Origin of the sequence: Hungatella hominis (assembly GCF_014288005.1) — a bacterium.
Classification (GTDB): Bacteria; Bacillota; Clostridia; order Lachnospirales; family Lachnospiraceae; genus Hungatella; species Hungatella effluvii.
On sequence record NZ_JACOPB010000005.1, the window covers coordinates 217,655 to 239,589 of the forward strand.

A 21,935-nucleotide genomic window follows, 5' to 3' on the forward strand; every position below is an offset into this window, starting at 1 on the left:
GCGCACCTGTGGAACATACTACTGTCCCACAGATGCGCCTGATACCCATCTGCTGCCGTCTCGACGGCCCGGCTTCATGTCATTTACAGACATTGCCTGCTCAGTTTGTACTGTTGATCCCGCATCCTTTCAGATGGAATGCAGTGCAAAGAGATTATCTGATGTTATCTTATGAAGGAGGTCAGAAAAATGTGACAAAGGATTTCAGAAAAATCAGGCAGCCCGATTCTAACGAAACGAATTATAAAATTCTTTCAAATCCGCCTTTGTTTCCGCGTCAAGCTCCGTTTTCTTTATGCCGAGTATGGCTCCCTCCAGCGAATAGAGACGATGAATGCAGGCAGAATCATCGATAGCCTTGATACGCAGCCAGGCCTGACGGCTTCCAAGCTCCTTAAGTTCTTCATAAGTCGTGATACCGACCTGATTTAACTGTTCCTCCACTACTTTGCCGATATTCGGCAGTTTCGCCAGTTCTCCCATAAAGAATCCTCCTTTAGCGTTCTGCGAATTTTTCTACAATCTTTAACAGAAGCTCAACCACTTTTTCCATGGACTGTACCGGAATAAACTCATACTTACCGTGGAAATTATAGCCTCCGGTGCAGAGATTCGGACACGGAAGACCCATGTAGGAAAGACGGGCGCCGTCGGTGCCTCCGCGGATCGGAGTTACGATCGGTTCGATGCCGATCTCTTCCATCGCCGCTTTGGCAATGTCGATCAGATAGATATTCGGCTCAATGATTTCTTTCATGTTGCGGTAGCTTTCCTTGAGTTCCAGATTCACGGTGCCTTTTCCGTACCTGTCATTTAAGTAGGCGGCAACACGCGTGATAAACTCTTTCTTCTCTGCGAATTTTTTCTCGTCAAAATCGCGGATGATATAGTCTAAATGAGCCTCCTCCACGGTTCCACGCATGGAGTCCAGATGGAAAAATCCTTCATAGCCTTCTGTATACATGGGATTTTCAAAGACCGGTAGCATGTTCTGGAACTCCATGGCCATGAGTATCGCATTCCTCATCTTTCCTTTGGAGGAGCCTGGATGAATGCTGGAGCCGTGAATATCTACCTTCGCGGAGGCTGCATTGAAGTTCTCATATTCCAATTCGCCTAATCCTCCGCCATCCACAGTATAGGCGGCATCTGCGGCGAATCCTGCCACATCGAATAAATCTGCTCCGTGTCCCACTTCCTCATCCGGTGTGAAGCCAATGCGGATCGTTCCATGGGGAATCTCCGGGTGAGCCAGAAGGTACTCTGCCATAGTCATGATTTCTGCCACACCGGCCTTGTCGTCCGCACCAAGCAGTGTGGTGCCGTCCGTGGTGACAATATCCTGTCCCTTATACTTTAACAGATCCGGGAAATCGGCTGCCTTCATGGTGAGACCAGTCTCCTGATTCATCAGGATGTCTCCGCCATCATACTGTTTTACAATCTGCGGGTGTACATTGGCGCCGGAGTAAGCCGGAGCCGTATCCATATGAGCGATAAAGCCGATTACCGGAACCTTCTTGTCCATGGTGGCCGGTATGGTAGCATATACGTATGAGTTCTGATCCACGCGCACGTCCTGTGCATGCATAGCGCGCAGTTCTTCCGCCAGAACCTCCGCTAAGACACGCTGGCTTTCCGTGCTCGGAAATTTTTCCACGTCTTCCTTCGATTCGGTATCGTAGGAAACATACTTTAAAAAGTGATTTAAAACTTCTGACATGATTCATGTCCTCCTTTGAGCTATATATCTCTGTATCGTTGTCAATTTTCTAATTATAACATAAACACGAACAGGGTGAAAGCCCCTATTATGTGTTTCCTGTCCTGGCTAATCCCGCCTGCTGTCCGCTAATTCCGCCCTCACAGCTTCCGGAAATACATAGTCCCATGAAAGCTGCAAAGCAGGGTTATCCAGCATGTCGCGATAGGGGGCAATTTCATTTTCCCACTGTTCCTTCGTACAGGGACCACCGTCCATCGTATAGGTATTCTTGTCAGGGTCGCCATCCACCGCAAATTCCACGAGGAAATCACGGGATTCGGAATCGATAAGGAAACCGTCAAAATCCAGTCTTCGATAGTAATAGCAGTCGTAGCTGAGACCGGTTGCCTTATAACCAATCATTCCGCCGTCCTTCAATGGAGTCAAAGGCCTGGCATATCTGTCAGAGCTTCGGAGCAGGGCGAGCTTTCCGCTGCGGCACGTATAGATATTATAGAAATAACCGCCCACGATATGCAGCTCCGGGTCCCCGTCTCCATTGCAGTCTCCGAAGGCATAAACGGCATTCCCATCTCCCATTGGATAGTCGGCCGTAGCCGTAAGGGAATACATGGTATCATCCTTTAAAAGTTCGCGGTACAGGCTGACTGCGGTTTCAGGAGAAGTCTGCCGGGAATGGAGTTCTTCTTCGCTGGCTGCCGCTGTCTCAGGGCTTACTACTGCCTTTTCATATAAGTCAGCCAGCTCCTCCGGCGTATAGACGAATTCGATCACATCTGTCATAAGGATTTGATCCCTGAGACGGTCGTAGCGATAGCAGACTCCATCTATAAGAATACCTTCTGTCAGCGTCTGCTCCAGTATGTCAGTCTCTCCTATGATGATGGGAGGAACGCAGTAATCTTCCTCCAGGCTGGTATAATAAATAAAGTGACTGGTGAAAAAATAATTGCTCTCCATGCGACCGGTCTCACCATAAAGAACCAGTCGGTACCGGTATATTTCCCCCCCTTTATCCGTATAACGGGTAATGGTTCCGCCCTCCGTGCTGAGATCCACCAAATCTCTTGTACTGCCTTTGATATTGATGACAAACGAATCGGTTGGCTCATCGTAATAGACGCTGGATCGGTATTGGCTCATAAAGGTGCTGATCTGTTCGGCAATCTTGCCGCAGGTGTCGTGAATGGAGGGCTGGTTGGCGGATGATGACTCTGATGGTTCAAAAGTTTCTGATGATTCAGATGGTTCTAATAATTCAGATGGTTCCGATATCACATAATTGTCTGTGGTCACGGGCATAGTGGCAGACATGCTTTCTGTCTGTAAAGTTTCCTCTCCCATCCCCGGAGCATGTCTGCACGATATAAGTAAGATGGAGACCAACGGAAACAGAAAACAGGCCAGTACATGCTTTCTTCTTCGTGACATTCTATTCTCACCTGCTCTTTCTGCATTTTGCTCTCACAATAACAGTATCATATCCCACATAAAAAGTCACTGTTTACATGAGCAGATTTTATCTTTGCAGCCCCCATTTTTCACTAAAAAATCCTTTAAAAGAAAATAAAATTTATCTTCTCTCAAAGGATTTTCTATAAAGATTAACATAAAAATGTTATGTTAACTCATTTTCTCTATCTTATTTATTATTTACCTGTTTGCCAGCTCCCGCGTAATATCTTCCCAGGTTACCCCCTTATCCGCCATCAATACCATCATGTGGTACAGGAAGTCGGAAATCTCATACTTCACTTCCTCCGGATCAGGATTTTTAGCCGCAATCACAATCTCCGTCGCCTCCTCGCCCAGCTTCTTCAGGATCTTATCGATTCCCTTGTCGAACAGATAATTAGTATAGGACCCCTCCTTCGGATTCTCCTTGCGGTCGAGAATAATGGCGAAAACGTCTTCGAATACCTTTAAAGGATTCGTCTCCTGATACTCCTTCTTCACCAACGTTTGGAAAAAGCAGCTGCGCGCTCCCGTATGGCAGGCAGCGCCGATCTGATTGACCTTTGCCAACAGGGTATCATTGTCGCAGTCTAAGGAGAGAGACTTCACATACTGGTAATGGCCGGAGGTCTCCCCCTTCAGCCAGAGACTCTGGCGGCTTCTGCTGAAATACACCATGAGGCCGCTGTGAAGCGTCGTCTCAAAGGCTTCCTGATTCATATAGGCCAACATAAGGACCTCGGAGGTCCGATAATCCTGGACGATCACGGGGATCAGTCCGTCAGAGTTCAGCTTAAAGTCTTCCCATGCCACCGCGCTTTCAAAGGTATCGACTGCAACGCCGTTCTTTTTTAGCTGCTGCTTTAATTCCATACAGGAGGGTGATTTTCCGGTCATAGAACCAATGACGCCGGATACACGGCCAGAGGCCATCAGGCCGGCAAGCGTCACAGAGTCAGGCTGGTCTGACGAGAGGATAAATCTCTCCTCCTTCTCCTCCATCTGTGCAATTTCTTCCTGTGAATGGCAGACAGATCCGAGAATCATGACGGAAGCTCCCAGCTGACTGTATTCCTCCGTCCGGTCAAGATAAGAGAAATCCGGCAGCCAGGCGTAGATCTTATCATCACCGAACCGATCGGAAGCCTCCTTCATCATATCTACATTTTCATCAACGTCCACATTGAGGAATACGGCCTTTGCGCCTGCATAGAGATACTTTTTCACATCCTCGAGCCTCCGGACCCGTCCGCCGGTAATCACCGGCACATCGGCTGTCCGTGCAATCTCTTTGATCAAACCGATGGAACGCTCGTGATCTTCATCTGTTTCGGACATATCATAGAGGAACAGTTCATCGGCTCCGCTGTCACCGTAATACCGGGAAAGAGCGAGAACGTTGTCCTCACAGCAGTCCGTGCCCCACAGCAGGACTCCCTTTCCCTCGCGGATACCGAATCCGGGAATCACCTTTTTATATTCTTTCATAACGATAGTCTCCTCGTATAATAAGTTTATATAAATAGTTACGCAGTATCCGTCATTCGAATGCTTCCACTGCTTCTTTCAGATTGATTCTGTTTTCATACAGAGCTTTTCCAATAATGGCGCCCTTTACACCAGCTTCATGAAGCCGTTTTAAATCATCCATGGAGGACATACCGCCGGATGCGATGATATCTATGCCGGTCTCCCTGGTAAGGGCCTTTGTAGCCTCCACGTTGGGGCCTGTGAGCATGCCATCTCTGGAGATATCAGTATAAACTACATGACGAACACCGTACTCCTTCATCTGTCCGCATAAGTCCGAGGCGGTTATTTCGCTGAGCTTCTCCCAGCCCTCGACGGCTACCAGGCCGTTCTTTGCATCCACACCGGCAACAATCCGGTCTGCGCCGAAATTTATCACCGCATCCCGGAGAAACAGCGGATTTTCTACCGCCCTGGTGCCGATGATTACCCGGCTCACGCCTAAGTTCAGCATACGCTCAATGGCTGCCTCTGTCCGGATACCGCCTCCGATCTCCACAGGCATGGAGACGGCGGAAACGATCCGCCGGATAGTCTCTTCATTAACCGAATAACCGGCCAGAGCGCCATCCAGATCCACCAGATGTAAAAAAGTGGCGCCCTGTGATTCCCAGTATGCGGCCACCTTTTCCGGTGAATCGGAATAGACGGTGATTTCTTTAAACTTTCCCTGCTTTAAGCGGACACACTGTCCGTTCTTCATGTCAATTGCCGGATATAACTGCATCCTGTTCTCCTTCTCTCTTTGCATCTTTAATCAGTTCTTCCAGTACATGTTCTAATGGGATTAACCATGGAACCCGATCAAGCTTTTTGTGACCGGAAGACAGAATAATATGGGTCTTATCATCGGCGGTAACCGCCATGAAGAAACCTCCTGTCTCCTTAAAATAGGCAATTCGTTTATAAGGAATGATATCAAACTGATAATTTCCCGTTATTACAAAGTCGGCTGTCAGGTAAATGCGGGAACGGGGTTTAAATTCCGAGGCGCCTGCAAGCTGCTGTACAGCAGCTTGTATTTCTTTTTCACTTAGGAGAGACATTTTTCGATACTCCCATTTTTTCTGTATCAGATAGCGCCAGCATGTGGAAACGCCCATCACGAGAAGCACGGCCGGAAGAATGTATACCAAAAATGTTGCATACCACGGAAGCTTTTTTACCCATGTCAGCTCTGCAGTGTCCAGATAGCATGTCGCTACTGTCTCTTTAAACTCATATAGTTCTATGGAATCCAGTCCCCACATGGCCTGATAGGATTCCAGCGCATAGTCGTAAAGATATGCGATTTCAATGGCCGCAGAATGCCCGCGTAAGGTAACCGGTTCCGGACTGGCCGCAGTATCGAAATTTTGGGTGTACTCCAGAAGTGCCTGACACGACTCCGGAAGCTCTCCTCTGAAAAGAAGTATGACAGGCTCCATCATTATTCCGTATCCCCAGTAAAAATTCAGCTCGTCGTTCTGGGTGCTGGCAAACGGTCCTGCCAGCATCTGGATCTGGACAGAACAATCCTTACTTTTTTTAAATGCGTCAAAAGGTTCCGGAGTCGTATTCGCGGTATGGATTTTATCATACCGAGCCAGCAGCAAAAAGGCTATAATCATACCAGCACCGGCAGCTATACATGCAATCCCCGTGAGAAGGCGTCCGATCCGAAATCGCAGCAGCAGGAACCGTCTTATGCCCTCCTTCTCCTTGAATTGATCTACCATAGTCACAGCATACCTTTCGTGGATAGTACGTCGATGATTCTGGAATCTGTCTGCGTTGCCTCATCAAGGGCCTTAGCAAATGCCTTAAACATGCCCTCGATGATGTGGTGGTTGTTTTCTCCTGACAGCTTTCTGATATGTAGGTTCATTTCCGCCGTGTAGGAAATGGCATAGAAAAACTCCTTCACCATCTCCGTCTCCATCTGTCCCACGCGCTCAGCCGTGAAGGCGGCGTCGAAAACAAAGTAGGGGCGGCCCGATAAATCAATGGCACAGAGTATCAGGGACTCATCCATGGGAAGAATCATGTTTCCGTACCGTTTTAACGATTTTTTATCTCCAACCGCCTCTTTAATGGCGGAGCCAAGCACGATGCCCGTATCTTCAATCGTATGGTGGGTATCTACCTCTAAATCCCCCTTTACTTCCACTTCCAGATCAAACAGGCCGTGACGGGCGAAGCTGCACAGCATATGATCAAAGAATCCGATTCCAGTCCGGACTGCGGCTTTGCCCGTTCCATCCAGATTCAGCTTCAGGCGGATATCCGTCTCGTTTGTCACTCTCGCTATTTCCGCTGTTCTTTCCATATCCTAGTCCTCTCTTGTCTCAATACCAGTATTGGAGGTATCTCTACTTTTCAAATCTGACCCTGACAGAATTGGCGTGTGCGGTCAGCTGCTCCGCCTCTGCAAAAGCCTCGATATCCTCATGAATGGCCTCCAGAGCGTCTTTGGAATAGTAAATGATGCTGGATTTCTTCACGAAGTCATCTACGTTCAGCGGGGAGAAGAACTTTGCCGTTCCGTTGGTCGGAAGCACGTGGTTCGGGCCTGCGAAGTAGTCGCCAAGAGGCTCAGAACTGTATTCCCCGATGAAGATGGCTCCCGCATTTTTCACACGAGTCATGTCTTCAAATGGGTTCTTCGTCACGATCTCCAAATGCTCCGGAGCGATCTCATTGACCGTTTCCAGGGCGTCCGCCATGGTGTCTGCCACCAGGATGTAGCCGTAATTATCCAGTGATTTCTGAATGATCTCTGAGCGGGAAAGCTCCTTTGTGAACCGCTTCGCCTCTTCCGATACCTTCTTTGCCAGGTCCATGCTGGTGGTAACCAGAATGGCAGAGGCCAGTTCATCGTGTTCCGCCTGAGATAAGAGATCCGCCGCTACAAAACGGGGATTGGCACTTTCATCGGCCAGGACCAGAATTTCGCTGGGACCGGCGATGCTGTCGATGCTGACATGGCCGTATACCGCCTTCTTGGCCAGCGCCACGAAGATATTGCCGGGGCCTACGATCTTATTGACCCGCGGGATGGATTCGGTACCAAACGCCAGTGCCGCGATGGCCTGGGCGCCGCCCACTTTATAGACCTCGGTCGCCCCTGCAAGATGCGCCGCGGTGAGGGTCACGGGATTGACCTTTCCGTCTCTGCCCGGAGGGGTTACCATGACGATCTTCTCGACTCCGGCCACCTCGGCGGGAATGATGTTCATGAGAACGGAGGACGGATAAGCCGCCTTGCCGCCGGGAACGTAGACGCCGACACTGGAAAGCGCTGTGATCTTCTGGCCCAGAATCGTTCCATCCGGCTTGCTGTCAAACCAGCTGTACGTCTTCTGCTTCTCGTGAAAGGCCCGGATATTCTTCATGGAGCGCTTCATGACCTCCAAAAGTCCCGGTTCCACCTCTCTCATGGCCTCTTCAATCTCCTCTTTTGTCACCCGGATGGTGGTGGCGTCTATCACGGCATGGTCAAACTGCTCTGTATAGGAAAATACGGCCGCGTCGCGGTCACGTTTTACTGTGTCCACGATCTCCTGGACCGTATCTGAATAGGCGGTATAATTGTTCGGATCACGCTTTAATAAGTCTGCGAGAATATCCTTTTTGGAAGTTTCGTCTAACGCAACAATTCTCATTTGTTTTCCTCCTTGTAGTGAGCGTTTTAAAACATCAGCCCATCGACTGCATTAAATTCCTCAAATCATGGATCAGACGGGTAATCCGGTCGTTTTCCCGCTTCATGCTGACCTGGTTGACTACCATGCGGGCAGACAGCGGACAGATCTCTTCCAGCACAGTTAAGCCGTTTTCCTTGAGCGTCGTGCCCGTCTCCACAATGTCTACGATGACCTCGGAGAGGCCGACGATGGGGGCAAGCTCAATGGAGCCGTTCAGCTTGATAATCTCCACGGTCTGGTGCTTTTTATTGTAAAAGTAATCCTTTGCAATGGCCGGATATTTGGTGGCCACACGGATTCTCTCGTGATGCTTTAACAGCTCTTCTGCCTCTTTCGGTCCGCAGACACACATACGGCAGTTACCCAGCCCTAAGTTCATCACCTCATAGAGCTTCCGGCCCTCTTCCAGGATGGTGTCCTTTCCGACCACGCCGATATCGGCGGCGCCGTATTCCACGTAGGTCGGCACATCGCTTGCCTTGGCCAGGAAGAAACGCATCCCCAGCTCCTCGTTTGTAAAGATCAGCTTCCGGGAACTCTTATCCCGCATCTCTTCACATGTGATTCCGATTTTTTCCAGCAGATCCAGCGACTGTTCTGCCAGACGGCCCTTTGCCAGGGCAAATGTCAAATATCTCATGTCATCCCTCATTTTAAGTATTCGGACAGCGGTATCTCGTCCATCCGGTCTAAGTTCAAGTTCACGATCTTTACGGAAAAGCCCTTCTCATCTAAGTACAGCAGGTTCGTAATGGTGGTGCGCCCCGCATAGGCTTTATACGCTTCCAGCGTCTTGTCCGCCTTCTTAAGCTGAAGCTGCACCGGCATGGAGGTATCGCGGAAGTGCTTCGCAAGCTGGATCGCCTGCTCTCTGGATTCCGGCTCGAAGAGAATCATGGTATTGACCACCCGGACCGGCGTATCGATCTTCTGTCTGGATAAAGCCAGCATCAGATCATCGACGGAGATTCCGAAGCCCACGGCCGGCGCATCCTTTCCGAACTGGACGAGAAGCTTGTCGTACCGCCCGCCGTTTACGATGTAATCTCCGGTTCCGTAAGTATAAGCCTTGAAAATGATTCCGGTGTAATACTGGTACTGGCTCAGCATTCCAAGGTCATACGAAACGTATTCCGACAAATCGTAATATTCCAGAATCCGGTTCACCTCTTCCAGACGGTCAATCGCCCGTAAGGCCCGCGGGTTTTTCGTAAATTCTCTGGCGGCCTGGATATCCTCCAGGGAACCGAACAGTTCAGGAAGCTTTAGAAATGCATCCTTTAATTCCTGTGGAATGGGCTGTTCCATCACCAGCTCCTCCACGCCGAAGTAATTCTTGTTCTCGATCAGCTCACGAAGCTTCTCCTCCATCTCCTCGTCCATGCCGGCTTCCTCTAGAAGGCCGCGAAAGAAATCGACCTCTCCCAGCTCCACCTGGAATTCCGTGAGGCCAGCCGCCTTCAGGGCCCGGATAACCATGGCGAGAATCTCCGCATCCGCGTCGGACGAGTCATCACCGATCAGTTCCACACCGGTCTGGGCCGCTTCCTTGAGCCGTCCCTGGTAGCTGGTGTTATTGATAAAGGTCCGCTCTAAATAGCAGAGCCGCAAAGGCATATCCTCTTCTGTAAAATACTTCGTCACACATCTGGCGATCGCCGGCGTTTCATCGGGCCGGAGCACCAGGGTATGGTTGTCCCTGTCGAAAAACTTAAACATCTCTTTCGCTTTAACGCTTCCGCGGGATTCATGAAAGATATCAAAGAATTCAAAGGTCGGCGTTTCAATGTCCTGATATCCGTACAGATGGAATATCTCTAAGATCCTGTTCTGGATGGATGCCTTTCGGGTGCATTCCACTCCGTAGATGTCCCGGACGCCATCCGGTGTATGTAATAATTTGTTTGCCATAGCTTCCTCCGAACATTGCTGCATACTGCTTTCATATGGTAAAGTGCTACCATGATAACGTGTAGTTTATTATAAGGGACACTGCCCGACTTGTCAATCTCTTCTGTCCAAATCTTTCTGAATCATCTCCAGATAGTGGACAAAGATATCCCGGCAGCTGCGTATCTGCCAGGACTTATCCACTTCCTCATAGGTGAAGCTTTTGCGCCCGCCCTCCTCCATTCGAGTCCAGAATCGAAGGATTTCGTCAAACGGAAGATAATATATCTCATTTTTTACCGTATAGGACAGGATGATGAAGGATATGCCTCCCTGCTCCTCGAATTCACGCATAAAGGCAATCTGATGCGGGTGGATATTGTGCAGGGGAAACGTCTCCACGGCGCACTCCTTGGCGTCAAAACAGACGGGAATCCCCTGTACGGCCCCGATGTAGTCTACCGTACTCTTCTGATCGAAATAAGCCAGCGTGATGTGGCGGCTCTCCTTATCGATGGAGATGGGGGTGATCGGGGTCGGCACCTTCTGGATCAGGGCCAGCTTCTTCTCACGGTAGCTGTCGTTGCTGCGGTTGATTAAGTCTTCCAGTGCGGAGCCTCTTAAGCCCCTTGTGTTCCATGTTCCCATAGCCTAACTCCAATCCCGGCAGATTTTCCGGAAGGTCTGCGGGAGCGGCGCTGAAAAGGTTTTGCCGGAAAGACCGGTCAGCGGTTCCGGCAGTTGCGGAAATGTCACCGTACAGGAATGAAGCATCTGGGAACGGATATTCCAGCGCTTTTTCGCCTCTTCATTGACCGCGCTGTCGCCGTATTTGTAGTCCCCAAGAATGGGATGGCCGATAGAGGCCAGATGCGCCCGGATCTGATGGGTCCGCCCTGTAATCAGCTTGACGCTTAACAGCGTGCAGTCCTCCGCCCAGCCGAGCGGTTCATATTCCGTCATAATGGGAACGCTTCCCGCCGTTTCCGTCGTGGTGACGGTCACCTGGTTCGTGGCCTCGTCCTTTTTAAGAAATCCGGTAATGACCTGTTTTTCCGTCACACGGCCCTTTACCACGCACCGGTAGTATTTATGCAGGCTTCTGTCTTTGAAGACCGCGGACATAATCTGAAGGCCCGGCAGAGACTTGCCGGCGACGACGAGGCCGCTGGTGTTTCTGTCCAGGCGGTTGCAGACGGATGGGCGGAAGCTACAGAGCTGTTCTGTGGATAACTGTCCGCTGGATATGAGGTAATCGATGATGTATTCCACCAGGGATTCATCGGTGTCCTTCGCTTTCTGGGAAAGCATTCCCGAAGGCTTGTTGACGAGAAGAATATGGTCATCCTCATAAATGATATGCAGATTCACCTTTTTGACCTCCTGGAGCGTATGAGAGGAAAACTTCTCAATGGTCTCCTCGGAGAAGAACAGCTTGACCTCGTCTCCCTGGACAAGCTTCTCCGAGCCATCGCATTTTTTCCCATTCAGCGTGATGTTCTTCTTGCGCATCATCTTATAGAGAAATCCCTTACCGGCCAGATTTAAGTATTTGGCCAGCAGCTTGTCGAGCCGCTGACCCGATTCATTTTCAGAAACAATGAGAGAACGCATCTTTCAATTCCCCTTACATGGATAGATTTTTAAGCAGCTGGAGCGTGTAGTCCACACTGCCGTCATCCTCGTATTCTTCCGCCGGCTTCAGGCTCTCCATCCGGTGGAAAAATGCCTTTTCATCGAGAATGATCTTCACGCCAAGATCCAGCTTGTGTCCCGCAAACATCTCTTTTAAGAATTTCTCCGCTTTTGCAGTGTCCAGCTTCGGCGAGGTACAGTATAGGAATACGCCGCTGGGATGGACAATGGCTGCATCCGCCGGTATGATAGCGTCTCTGGTGGTGATGATTAAGTCGTACAGAATGGAAAAACGTCCCTCATACCCTGCCGCTCTCTGGTGAAAGTCCTCGGAGGGCGTCTTATAACGCCAGGCCGCGAGAAGCGGTGAGGCCACGTTGGCCGTGGGAAGAACGGAAAGGATGGCCATGACCGTCAGAATATTCTTCCAGGCCGTGTTGTCCACAAAATATCTTGCGATCAGCTGGGCGATAATCATGGCTGCTCCGAAGGCGACTTTGCCTGTCTCCACTTTCTTATGATGGTTCCGGTATCCGTACTGCCCCTTGTTGTATTTTTTCACAGTTGTCATTCCTTTTTTATCGGTATAGTATTGATTCAATCCCCGTTTGTTATAGCGCCTTCATGATCCTTAAGATCATGCCGTGAGGCAGAACCTTGCAGAGCAGATGAAATGCCTTCATGGTAATGCCGTAGACCGACACGGTCCGTCCCATCATATTGTCGCGGATCGCTTTCTTTACTACGCGCTTTGGATCCGCCATGACGATCCTCTTATAGACCGGAATCTCGCCCGTGGTCTCCGCAATATCGAAGAATTCCGTCTTGACTGGTCCGGGGCATACTGCGGTCACATAGATGCCGCGCGGTTTTAACTCCTCGTTAAGCGCCCGGCTGTAGCTGAGTACGAAGGACTTCGTGGCTGCGTAGATGGCAAAATCCGGCTGCGGAAGAAATGCCGCCGAGGAAGCCAGCTGAATGATGCGGCTGTTCCCGGAGAGGTAGGGAAGCACCATATGCGTGACCACGCAGAGCGCTTTGCAGTTTAAATCCACCATACCGGCTTCATCGGCAAGATTTAAAGAACCTACCGGTCCAATCTTTCCGAAGCCCGCCGAGTTGATCAGCCATTTGACATCGGGGTGCTCTTCCTCCAGCGTGCACTGAAAATCCATCAGCTCCTTATGGTCTGTTAAATCCACGGCGAAGATGCGCAAACGCACTGGAACCGTGGATACCAGCTCCTTCAGCCGGTCTTCGCGTCTGGCGATAACCCAGATTTCATCGATTCCGTTAAAACGGTCCGCCAGCTGCCTGACAAATTCTCTGCCCATTCCTGAGGAGGCCCCTGTTACAACTGCAATCTTCATTTGAATCCCTTCTTTTCTCTTTTATTTTTTAACCTTTTTATGAACGTTTCTTATGGTCTTTTTCTTTCCCGCCGTTTTGTCGTCCCGCTGCTTTGCAGCCGGATAACCGCCTGATGGCTGCCCATTCCCTGGTCTTCTGCCACTTGCTGGCTGCCCATTCCCCGGCCTTTTCCCACCGGCAGACTGTCCGCCGCCGGAAAATCTGGGACGAATCAGACATTTTTTGTCGTATCCGATTAAGTCAGTGCGTCCGGCTTTCTTCAGCGCTTCCTCCACCAGTTCGTAATTCTTTGGGTTGCGGTACTGGATGAGCGCTCTCTGCATGGCCTTTTCATGCGGATTCGTGGGGACATAGACCTTTTCCATGGTGCGCGGATCGTATCCGGTGTAGTACATGCAGGTGGAGATGGTGGACGGCGTCGGATAGAAATCCTGCACCTGTTCCGGCATGTATCCCAGATCCCGCAAGTACTCGGCCAGTTCGATGGCCTCGGGCAGGCCGGAGCCTGGATGGGAGGACATCAGATACGGGACGAGATACTGCTTCATGCCAAGCTGTGCGTTCATATCCTTATATTCTTTGACAAACTGTCGGTACACCTTATTTTGCGGCTTGCCCATGCGGCTTAGCACCTTGTCCGCCACGTGCTCCGGGGCTACCTTTAACTGGCCGCTGATATGGTACTGGCACAGTTCCTTTAAAAACTTCCGGCTGGGGTCTGCCAGCACGTAGTCAAACCGGATTCCTGAACGGATAAAGACCTTTTTCACCTTTGGCAGAGAGCGAAGCTTCCGGAGCAGTTCAATATAATCCGAGTGATCTGCCTTTAAATTCCTGCACGGTTCCGGGAACAGGCACTGGCGGTTCGGACATGCGCCTTTGGTCAGCTGTTTCTCGCAGGCAGGCGAACGGAAATCAGCGGTGGGGCCGCCCACATCGTGGATATAGCCCTTAAAGTCCGGTTCTTCGGTCAGAAGCTTTGCCTCAGCCACCAGCGAATCATGGCTTCTCACCTGAATGATCCGTCCCTGATGGAAGGTCAGTGCGCAGAAGCTGCATGCGCCGAAACAGCCGCGGTTGCTGATGAGGCTGAATTTGATCTCCCGAATGGCCGGAACACCGCCCTCCTCTTCGTAGGACGGGTGATAGTTCCTCATATACGGAAGGTCGTAAACCTCATCCATCTCCTCGGTGGTTAATGGCTTGGAAGGCGGATTCTGAACGACGTAGCAATTGTCCTGGTACGGTTCCACCAGACGTTTCCCTGTAAATGGATCCGTGTTGCTGTACTGGATATAATAGCTCCTGGCGTATTCTTGTCTTTCCTCTTTCATGGCGCCGTAGGATGGCAGAGTCAGCGCGTCGTAGACGCTGTCCAGGCTGCTGGTCTTGTATACCGTTCCGTCTATGAAGGTAATGTCTTTGATATCGATTCCGCTGTTTAATGCGTCTGCAATCTCGACGACGGACCGCTCTCCCATTCCGTAGGAGATTAAATCAGCCTGGGAGTCGATCAGGATCGAATGCTTTAACCGGTCAGACCAGTAATCGTAATGGGCCAGCCGCCTTAAGCTGGCTTCGATGCCGCCGATGATGATGGGAACCCGTTTGTAGACGCTGCGGATCAGGTTGCAGTAGACGACCGTCGCGTAATCGGGCCGCTTTCCCATAACGCCGCCCGGCGTGTAGGAATCCTTAAGTCTCCGCTTTTTGGAAACGGAATAGTGGTTTACCATGGAGTCCATATTTCCGCCGGATACGAAGAAGCCCAACCGGGGCTCTCCCAGCACCCGGATACTCTCCGGATCTTTCCAGTCCGGCTGGGCGATGATCCCCACCTTGTAGCCGTGCGCCTCCAGAAGCCGGGTTATGATGGCGTGTCCGAAGGAGGGGTGGTCCACATAGGCGTCACCGCTCACATAGACAAAGTCACATTGGTTCCAGCCGCGGATATTCATATCGGCGCGGTTCATTGGCAGGTAATCGTGTATCATATTGCAGCTCCATTTCTGTTTATAATATCGTAATAATCGCGGATAAAGTAGTCGGCCAGACTCTTCTTCTCCGCTTCCATATGCCTGGAAAATTCGTCATCCACAGCACAGACCGTCATGCCGGCCCGTTTCCCGGCCAGTATTCCGGCGGGTACGTCTTCGAAGACAAGGCATTTACCAGGGGTTACACCCAGACGGCCAGCTACATTCAGATAGATGTCGGGCGCCGGTTTTCCGGCTGCCACCTCGCAGGCGGTGGCGATTACTTGAAAATAGTCTCCGATCTTCAAAGTATCGATGACTGCGTCTACCATCTCTCTTCCATTGCTGGTGGCAATGCCGGCTGCGATGCCGCGGGACTTCAAATGGTTGAGAAATTCACGGGCGCCGGCCTTTAACGGCACCTGATGGCGGTATTTCTCAATGGACATCTCCCGCCAGATGGCTTTGATGTCTTCGATGGATTCCCTCAGTCCGAACCGGTCCTTGAAATAGACGGCGGTCTCGGAAAAACTCATCCCCTCGATCTCCTTCTGCAGCTCCGGAGGACAGTCGTGTCCATAGTTTTTAAGGAACTCAATGTCGATATCCTTCCACATCCACATGGAGTCCACAAGCGTTCCATCCAGGTCGAATATGACCGCTTTTGTCTCTTCTATCATCATCATTACTCCTGATTTGTCTTTTTTAGCAGTTCCAGTTCCTCATGGGTCAGCGGCCGGTACTCTCCCGGCTTCAGTGCCTCATCGAGCACGAGCATCCCCATGGATAACCTCTTTAAGTATACCACATGACACCCCAGTGTTTCAAACATCCGTTTTACCTGATGGAATTTTCCTTCATGAATCGTAAGGCGGATCTCAGACAGCTCACTTAAGTCCCCTCTATGAAGGACTTCCAAATCAGCAGGGAGCGTTTCCGTTCCGTCTGAGAGAACCAGGCCCTCCGCCATACGGTCTTTCGCGTCTTCTGGAAGCATTCCCTCTATTTTGGCGTAGTAGACCTTGTCCACGTGCTTTTTCGGCGAGAGCAGGCGGTGGGTTAAATCTCCGTCATTGGTTAAGAGGAGCAGCCCCTCTGTGTCGATATCGAGGCGGCCCACAGGAAATAAATCATCCCGTTTCCTGTCGGTGATCAGATCCACCACCGTCTCATGCAGCCTGTCTTCCGTCGCAGAGACGACGCCCTGCGGTTTATGGAGCATATAGTATTCATATTCCACATAGGACACGTTCCGTCCATCTACGGCAACCGTGTCGGAGGAGGGAGAAATCTTACGCTCACTCTTCTTCTCCGTTATACCGTTTACAGCGATGCGCCCCTTTCGGGCCATCTCTTTGATCTGGCTTCTCGTTCCCTCGCCCATCTCCGTTAAATATTTGTCCAGCCTAATGGTATCCTTCATCACTGCCACCGCCATCCCGGATAGTATTTGTTCTTGAGCGCCATGCCCGTTCCCTTGGCAAACCCCAGGGGATAGCCGTCCACGCAGACGAGGCACCAGCCCTTGACCGGCCCTTCCTCCGGCGTCAGGGAGATCGTTTCTCCCTTTAAATACCGGATGACGCGGTCATCATCCTTTTTCCAGGAGATAGTCTGCCTAAATTCTTCTGCATGAAGGGTCATGGCAAGAGCCTGTCCAGGCTCAAAGCGTTTGTTCTTCAGTTCGCCCAGGAGAAGCCCCGTTCTCAGATAACGGAGTTCCTTTGCCGGAACAAAGTTTTCCGGCAGATAGTAGACAGAATCATTTTTAATCATGATTCTGGAACCATCGAATTCCCGGTTCATGAGGGCGAGAAAATCCGTAAGCTCCGTTGGAAGGGCTGAGGCCTTTTTCCCCTGCGGCTCCATCCTGGAACGTTCGCGGATGCCTGCAGCCGTCCTCTGCGCTCCACCGCCATTTTTCCGCAGCAGGGATATGAAATGCCCCTCGCCCTTTATCTTATGAGGAAACAGACGGATACAGCCGTCGAGGCCGATTCCGCCCGATGCGCCTTCAAACAGAGGGAGCCTGATCAGTTCCATCTCCTGGTGGTTCTCCAGAATATGGCAGATAATCTCCTCATCCTCGCAGCGTGAAAAGGTGCAGGTAGAGTAAAGCAGCAGGCCGCCTGGAGCCAGCATGCGGACCGCCTGGTCCGTGATCTCCTTCTGGATTTCACTGTAGTACTCCGGTCCGCGCTCCTCATAGCTTTTAACCATATCATCGTCCTTGCGGAACATTCCTTCCCCGGAACACGGCGCGTCGATCAGAATCTTATCGAACCACGGGCCGAATACATCGGCCAGTTTATCGGGAGTCTCGCTGGTGACACAGATGTTGGAAATCCCCCAGAGTTCCAGGTTTTTAAGCAGCGCTTTCGCCCTCGAATTGCTGATGTCGTTGGAGATAAGGACGCCTTTTCCAGCCAGCTTAACACCCAGCTCCGTGCTCTTCCCTCCGGGCGCCCCGCACAAATCCAGGACCCGGTCTCCCGGCTCCACCGGAAGAAGCATGGCCGGAGTCATGGCGCTGGGCTCCTGCAGGTAATAGAGTCCGGCGTAATAATAGGGATCCTTGGCCGGACGTTCCGTCCCCTCGTAATAAAATCCGTTTGGAATCCAGGGAACCGGCTTTAAATCCCAGGAAACCAGCTCAGGAAATGCTTCCGGCGTGACCTTTGCCGTATTGACCCGCAGTCCATACAGCCGTTCCTCGTCGAAGCTTTTTAGATAGGCGGAAAATTCCTCTTCCCCCAGTAAGTCTCTCATTCTGTTTAAATACTCTTCGGAAAGTTTCAATTCGCTCACGTGTGTAACTCCTGCCTTTCTCTATGGCAATCTTAATATACTAATAGGAATATTTCAACCGGTATTTCTGCAGATATTTTAATACCCAGTAGGGATTTAAGCTCATTTCGTCTTCATGGTCCGTCTTCATATAGATCCCGACATGAAGATGAACTTCAAAATTACCGGTGGTCCCTTCCACCGTGCTGTACCCGGTGTCACCCATAAAGCCCAGCAGCTCTCCGGCCTTTACGGCATCGCCCTCCTGCCACTGCCGGCTGTAGCCGTACAAATGGGCGTAATAGAGATAAGCGCCGCCGGGAGCGCGGATTCCGATCCGCCATCCGCCTTTCTCCAGCCACCCCACCTTTTCCACAACCCCATCCGACATGGAGACAACGGGATAATATCCCCGGGGCCGCTCTGTCCCCATGATGTCACAGCCCTCGTGGCCGCGCTCTCCGCCGTACGTGCGCTTATCCATCCAGCCGTTTTCAAAGGTGACGGGGGGAGATGCGGCGTTCGTATTTTCCGGGATGGGAAAGAACTTTAAATCGCCGAGGACGGTCTCATACGCCTGTTTCAGCTTCCGGTATTCCGCCGGTTTCACGGCCAGCAGGCGGTCTGTATGGCAGGCGGTATCCTTGACATCGGTCAGATCGTAATTGTGCTCGATCATCAGGGAAGTGAGCAGATCGTAATCGAGGGGACCGGATTCTGCGATCAGGTTACCCAGCCTCATACTGCGGAAATCATCGCTCTCACAGGTATAGGCGTCCAGCTGGTAATAGGTAGGATTGTTGTAAAGGTAATCGATCATGGTCACATGAAAGAAGGAAAGAAGCAGGATTAAAAGAAGAATCATCATCATATCGATACGGCCTCATCATATATTTGTATAAAACAATCTATTCAGGTGCTCATGAAAAAATCCTTCTTCCGCTTCTGTTCCGTTGCGGTGCTCTGCGTTCTTCTGTTAAGTCCGGCGGCCGCGACTCAGGGGGCAAAAAACGGACTGGTTCTGTGGGCCACGGTAGTTCTCCCCACACTCCTGCCGTTCATGATCTGTTCCAACGTCATCGTCGCACTGGACGCGATCCATATTCTTACATTTCCCTTCCGCGGGTTCCTTCGTAATTTTTTAAAGCTTTCGGACGCAGGAAGCTACATTCTCGTCTCCGGCCTCCTCTGCGGCTATCCCATGGGAGCCAGAAACTGCAGCGATTTTCTCGATGGGGAACGGATCACGAAGGCGGAAGCGAGATACTTATTAAGCATCTGCAACCATCCCAGTCCCATGTTTCTGCTGGGCTACGCGGCTTCAGAGCTGCCGGGTGCCGTACCGGTGTGGATGCTTATGGCCGCTGTTTATTTGCCGGTGGTCTTAATCGCCTGGCTGTCCCGGAAGCTCTATGGGATCCATACTGTCTCTCCGTCGCTTCCATATTCCAGGGAGGCACAGCTGACCTTCGATGAAAGTTTGATGGATTCCTGCGAGGTCATGGTGAAAATCGGCGGCTATATCATGCTGTTTTCGATTCTTGTCTTTTATATTACGGAACTCCCGTTACATAATCCGGCCGGAAAAGCGGCACTGCTTGGTTTTGTGGAGATCACAACGGGAATCCGCGCCATCTCCAGTTCGATTCCGTCCATGGCGGGGGGCATGTGGATCGCCGCCGCTACCGCCTTCGGCGGGCTGTCCGGAATCTTTCAGACAAAGAGTGTCATAAAAAATGCCGGATTATCCATCCGGCACTATGTAGCATGGAAAGCGGTTCACAGTCTGCTTTCTGCGGCAATCTTTATTCTATTGGCATGCTGCCGTCAGCTTCCGTGGGCGGCATAACCGCGCCGGTCAGCTCCTGACGGTTGGAGGAGACAATATCATAGCTGGACTGCATGGAAGTCATAAAGGCATCAAATCTGCCCTGTGCTCCTTCCATGGAGTGGCTGATGATGGTCTGAAGGCTCTTTAACATATCGTCCGTGTACTGGACGGCGCTCTGGCGGATATCGTTGGCGTCGGAAACGGCCTTCTCGACGATGTCCTGGGCCTGTAAATTCGCCTGATTGATGATCTCATTGGCCTGGGCGTATGCCTTCTGCATGATCTCATGCTCGTTAACCAGTTCATCCGTATGGGCGGATGCCTGGGCGAGTATGGAATCTGCCTGCTGATGAGCCTCGTTTAAGATCACGTCGCGGTTGCTGATGATCTTCTGATACTGTTTGATCTCATCCGGAATCCGAAGGCGCAGCTCCACAAGAAGCTCTTCCAGTTCGTCACGGTTTACGACGATCTTACTGTTGGAAAGCGGCTGGTACTTACAACCATCGATATATTCTTCAATTTCACCAATTAACTGTTCAATTCTACTCATCATAATGCGTCTCTCTCCTTACCCGTTTTTCTATCTATTTTCTATCTGCCATCTTCCTCCTGATGCATTCTGCCACACTGGCAGGAACGAATGCACTGATGTCTCCGTCATAGAACGCGATTTCCTTGACGATACTGGAGCTCAAATAGGAGTATTTTAAATTCGTTGTCAAAAATATGGTATCCACTTCCGGCGCGATAACCCGGTTGGTCTGTGCCAGCTGAAGCTCGTACTCAAAATCAGTGACGGCACGGAGTCCGCGGACTACGACATCAGCCTGATTCGCACGCACAAAATCAATCAAAAGCCCTGCAAAAGCTTTCACTTCCACATTGCCTAAATCTTTCGTTATTTCCTTTAACATATTAACACGTTCTTGGACAGAAAACAACGGAGTTTTTGAATTATTATTCAAAACTCCGATAATTAACTGATCGGACATCCGGGCCGAACGCTCGATGATATCGAGATGGCCCAGCGTCACCGGATCGAAGCTTCCCGGATATACGGCCGTTTTCATAAAACCACTCCTTTTGCTATAAAAACATGTTTATTCGTCTTATAGATCTTTTCTCTGCGGCATTCGTACCCCAAGGATTCCAGATATTCGAAGCCGGTGTTTAAATCCGCTTCCACAATTAGGAGCGTGTCCTCTGAAATAAGCGGGGAAGATGCCAGATACTCTAGAACCTGGCGTTCGGATTCCTTCCCGTAGGGAGGGTCCATGAAGACGAAATCAAAGACGTAATCCTTACCCTCCAGGCGGCGCAGGCCGGTGAGAACGTCACAGTTCATGACAACGGACTCTTCCGTAAACTTCGTGGTCTGTAAGTTCTCCCTGATGCATTCCGCGGCCTTTGGATTCATCTCGATAAAGACTGCCCTGTCGGCTCCGCGGCTTAAGGCCTCGATGCCGATGCCGCCGCTTCCGGAAAAGAGATCGAGAAAGGTGGTGCCCGGCAGATCCGGATTTAAAATGTTGAATAAAGTCTCCTTGATGCGGTCTGTGGTGGGTCTCGTATCCTGACCCTCTATGGTTTTTAAAAGAAGCCTTCTGGCTTTTCCTGCTATTACTCTCATGAAATGGTGTCCCTCATTCTTCTGGTGTTATGTACCATTATAGTATGAAAACGGAAGATATACAACCCAATTACAGTAAAAAAGAACCTTCAGTTTTAAACTGAAGGCTCTTCCTTATTGTTTCTTGGCTTATTTACCAGCCATCTGTCTTTCCTGAGCTTCGATCATTTTCTTAACCATATAGCCACCAACAGAACCGTTCTGTGCAGAGGTTAAGTTTCCGTTGTAACCGTTAGTTAACGGAACACCGATCTCGTTTGCAACTTCCATTTTGAATCTGTCCATTGCTTCTCTTGCTTCTGGTACGTTTGTTGTGTTAGAAGATTTTCCTGACATATTGATATGCCTCCTTTTCGTCTATCACCATGCTTTTGTTTTGTGTTTTTCATGGTGTGTTTTGTGCTACACTCCTATT

24 protein-coding genes and 1 riboswitch are annotated in these 21,935 nt (G+C 50.6%); of the genes, 1 reads left to right on the top strand and 23 read right to left on the bottom strand.

The features are described from left to right. Window positions 1-19: 19 nt before the first annotated feature. Window positions 20-114: riboswitch (NiCo riboswitch) on the bottom strand. A 114-nt stretch (window positions 115-228) separates the two neighbouring features. The 19 genes from H8S75_RS13455 to H8S75_RS13545 all read right to left on the bottom strand — a co-directional run bounded on the left by H8S75_RS13455 (window position 229) and on the right by H8S75_RS13545 (window position 18,921). Next, complete coding sequence (locus H8S75_RS13455) at window positions 229-483, bottom strand: TfoX/Sxy family protein (RefSeq protein WP_187022063.1); 255 nt, start codon at window positions 481-483, stop codon at window positions 229-231. Between the two features lie 13 nt (window positions 484-496). Next, a complete protein-coding gene (gene pepT / locus H8S75_RS13460) occupies window positions 497-1,723 on the bottom strand; it encodes a peptidase T (protein ID WP_187022064.1) in 1,227 nt (408 codons plus the stop codon). Window positions 1,724-1,831: 108 nt separating this feature from the next. Next, a complete protein-coding gene (locus H8S75_RS13465) occupies window positions 1,832-3,157 on the bottom strand; it encodes a hypothetical protein (protein ID WP_187022065.1) in 1,326 nt (441 codons plus the stop codon). A 222-nt stretch (window positions 3,158-3,379) separates the two neighbouring features. Further along, window positions 3,380-4,669 (bottom strand): bifunctional phosphoribosyl-AMP cyclohydrolase/phosphoribosyl-ATP diphosphatase HisIE, encoded by a 1,290-nt coding sequence (gene hisIE, locus H8S75_RS13470; RefSeq protein WP_187022066.1) that lies wholly within the window; start codon window positions 4,667-4,669, stop codon window positions 3,380-3,382. A gap of 52 nt (window positions 4,670-4,721) precedes the next feature. Beyond that, window positions 4,722-5,438, bottom strand: a complete 717-nt coding sequence (gene hisA / locus H8S75_RS13475) for a 1-(5-phosphoribosyl)-5-[(5-phosphoribosylamino)methylideneamino]imidazole-4-carboxamide isomerase (protein ID WP_187022067.1) — start codon at window positions 5,436-5,438, stop codon at window positions 4,722-4,724. Continuing rightward, window positions 5,416-6,429, bottom strand: coding sequence for a hypothetical protein (locus H8S75_RS13480; RefSeq protein ID WP_187022068.1), 1,014 nt, complete (start codon window positions 6,427-6,429; stop codon window positions 5,416-5,418). The genes hisA and H8S75_RS13480 overlap by 23 nt, the downstream gene beginning before the upstream one ends. A gap of 2 nt (window positions 6,430-6,431) precedes the next feature. After that, entirely contained in the window at window positions 6,432-7,019 is a 588-nt protein-coding gene (gene hisB, locus H8S75_RS13485) for an imidazoleglycerol-phosphate dehydratase HisB (protein ID WP_187022069.1), read from the bottom strand. Window positions 7,020-7,062: 43 nt separating this feature from the next. Next, window positions 7,063-8,355, bottom strand: coding sequence for a histidinol dehydrogenase (gene hisD / locus H8S75_RS13490; protein ID WP_187022070.1), 1,293 nt, complete (start codon window positions 8,353-8,355; stop codon window positions 7,063-7,065). Window positions 8,356-8,389: 34 nt separating this feature from the next. Next, window positions 8,390-9,037, bottom strand: coding sequence for an ATP phosphoribosyltransferase (gene hisG, locus H8S75_RS13495; RefSeq protein ID WP_002604138.1), 648 nt, complete (start codon window positions 9,035-9,037; stop codon window positions 8,390-8,392). 8 nt (window positions 9,038-9,045) lie between these two features. After that, on the bottom strand, window positions 9,046-10,308 hold the full coding sequence (hisZ, locus tag H8S75_RS13500) for an ATP phosphoribosyltransferase regulatory subunit (protein WP_187022071.1): 1,263 nt from the start codon (window positions 10,306-10,308) through the stop codon (window positions 9,046-9,048). Between the two features lie 93 nt (window positions 10,309-10,401). Then, window positions 10,402-10,935: a Holliday junction resolvase RecU gene (locus tag H8S75_RS13505; protein ID WP_187022072.1), complete on the bottom strand. Its 534-nt coding sequence runs from the start codon at window positions 10,933-10,935 to the stop codon at window positions 10,402-10,404. A 3-nt stretch (window positions 10,936-10,938) separates the two neighbouring features. Next, window positions 10,939-11,901, bottom strand: coding sequence for an RluA family pseudouridine synthase (locus tag H8S75_RS13510; RefSeq protein ID WP_187022073.1), 963 nt, complete (start codon window positions 11,899-11,901; stop codon window positions 10,939-10,941). Between the two features lie 13 nt (window positions 11,902-11,914). Continuing rightward, the gene (locus tag H8S75_RS13515) at window positions 11,915-12,493 is read right to left on the bottom strand and encodes an O-linked GlcNAc transferase-like protein (protein ID WP_187022074.1); all 579 of its coding nucleotides are present in this window, start codon (window positions 12,491-12,493) and stop codon (window positions 11,915-11,917) included. 40 nt (window positions 12,494-12,533) lie between these two features. Continuing rightward, window positions 12,534-13,292, bottom strand: a complete 759-nt coding sequence (locus H8S75_RS13520) for an SDR family NAD(P)-dependent oxidoreductase (protein WP_002604143.1) — start codon at window positions 13,290-13,292, stop codon at window positions 12,534-12,536. Between the two features lie 21 nt (window positions 13,293-13,313). Continuing rightward, entirely contained in the window at window positions 13,314-15,287 is a 1,974-nt protein-coding gene (locus tag H8S75_RS13525; protein WP_187022075.1) for a YgiQ family radical SAM protein, read from the bottom strand. Beyond that, complete coding sequence (locus tag H8S75_RS13530; RefSeq protein ID WP_187022214.1) at window positions 15,284-15,952, bottom strand: HAD family hydrolase; 669 nt, start codon at window positions 15,950-15,952, stop codon at window positions 15,284-15,286. The genes H8S75_RS13525 and H8S75_RS13530 overlap by 4 nt, the downstream gene beginning before the upstream one ends. Window positions 15,953-15,954: 2 nt before the next feature. Next, window positions 15,955-16,692: a pseudouridine synthase gene (locus H8S75_RS13535; protein WP_187022076.1), complete on the bottom strand. Its 738-nt coding sequence runs from the start codon at window positions 16,690-16,692 to the stop codon at window positions 15,955-15,957. Continuing rightward, window positions 16,692-18,038: an RsmF rRNA methyltransferase first C-terminal domain-containing protein gene (locus tag H8S75_RS13540; RefSeq protein ID WP_207729137.1), complete on the bottom strand. Its 1,347-nt coding sequence runs from the start codon at window positions 18,036-18,038 to the stop codon at window positions 16,692-16,694. The genes H8S75_RS13535 and H8S75_RS13540 overlap by 1 nt, the downstream gene beginning before the upstream one ends. Window positions 18,039-18,117: 79 nt before the next feature. Beyond that, window positions 18,118-18,921 carry a M23 family metallopeptidase gene (locus H8S75_RS13545; RefSeq protein WP_463323697.1) on the bottom strand — a complete coding sequence of 268 codons (804 nt, stop codon included), beginning with the start codon at window positions 18,919-18,921 and terminating at the stop codon, window positions 18,118-18,120. Between the two features lie 57 nt (window positions 18,922-18,978). Here H8S75_RS13545 and H8S75_RS13550 point away from each other — a divergent pair, with 57 nt between their 5' ends. Further along, window positions 18,979-19,905: a nucleoside recognition protein gene (locus H8S75_RS13550; RefSeq protein ID WP_187022078.1), complete on the top strand. Its 927-nt coding sequence runs from the start codon at window positions 18,979-18,981 to the stop codon at window positions 19,903-19,905. On the opposite strand, the gene H8S75_RS13555 is transcribed toward H8S75_RS13550, so the two are convergent. The 4 genes from H8S75_RS13555 to H8S75_RS13570 all read right to left on the bottom strand — a co-directional run bounded on the left by H8S75_RS13555 (window position 19,862) and on the right by H8S75_RS13570 (window position 21,856). After that, window positions 19,862-20,443, bottom strand: coding sequence for a hypothetical protein (locus H8S75_RS13555; RefSeq protein ID WP_002604150.1), 582 nt, complete (start codon window positions 20,441-20,443; stop codon window positions 19,862-19,864). The two genes, H8S75_RS13550 and H8S75_RS13555, sit on opposite strands and share 44 nt — an antisense overlap. Window positions 20,444-20,474: 31 nt before the next feature. Further along, window positions 20,475-20,960: a pantetheine-phosphate adenylyltransferase gene (gene coaD, locus H8S75_RS13560; RefSeq protein ID WP_002604151.1), complete on the bottom strand. Its 486-nt coding sequence runs from the start codon at window positions 20,958-20,960 to the stop codon at window positions 20,475-20,477. Next, on the bottom strand, window positions 20,957-21,520 hold the full coding sequence (gene rsmD / locus H8S75_RS13565) for a 16S rRNA (guanine(966)-N(2))-methyltransferase RsmD (protein WP_187022079.1): 564 nt from the start codon (window positions 21,518-21,520) through the stop codon (window positions 20,957-20,959). The genes coaD and rsmD overlap by 4 nt, the downstream gene beginning before the upstream one ends. 129 nt (window positions 21,521-21,649) lie before the next feature. Beyond that, entirely contained in the window at window positions 21,650-21,856 is a 207-nt protein-coding gene (locus H8S75_RS13570) for an alpha/beta-type small acid-soluble spore protein (protein ID WP_002604153.1), read from the bottom strand. Between the last annotated feature and the right edge of the window lie 79 nt (window positions 21,857-21,935).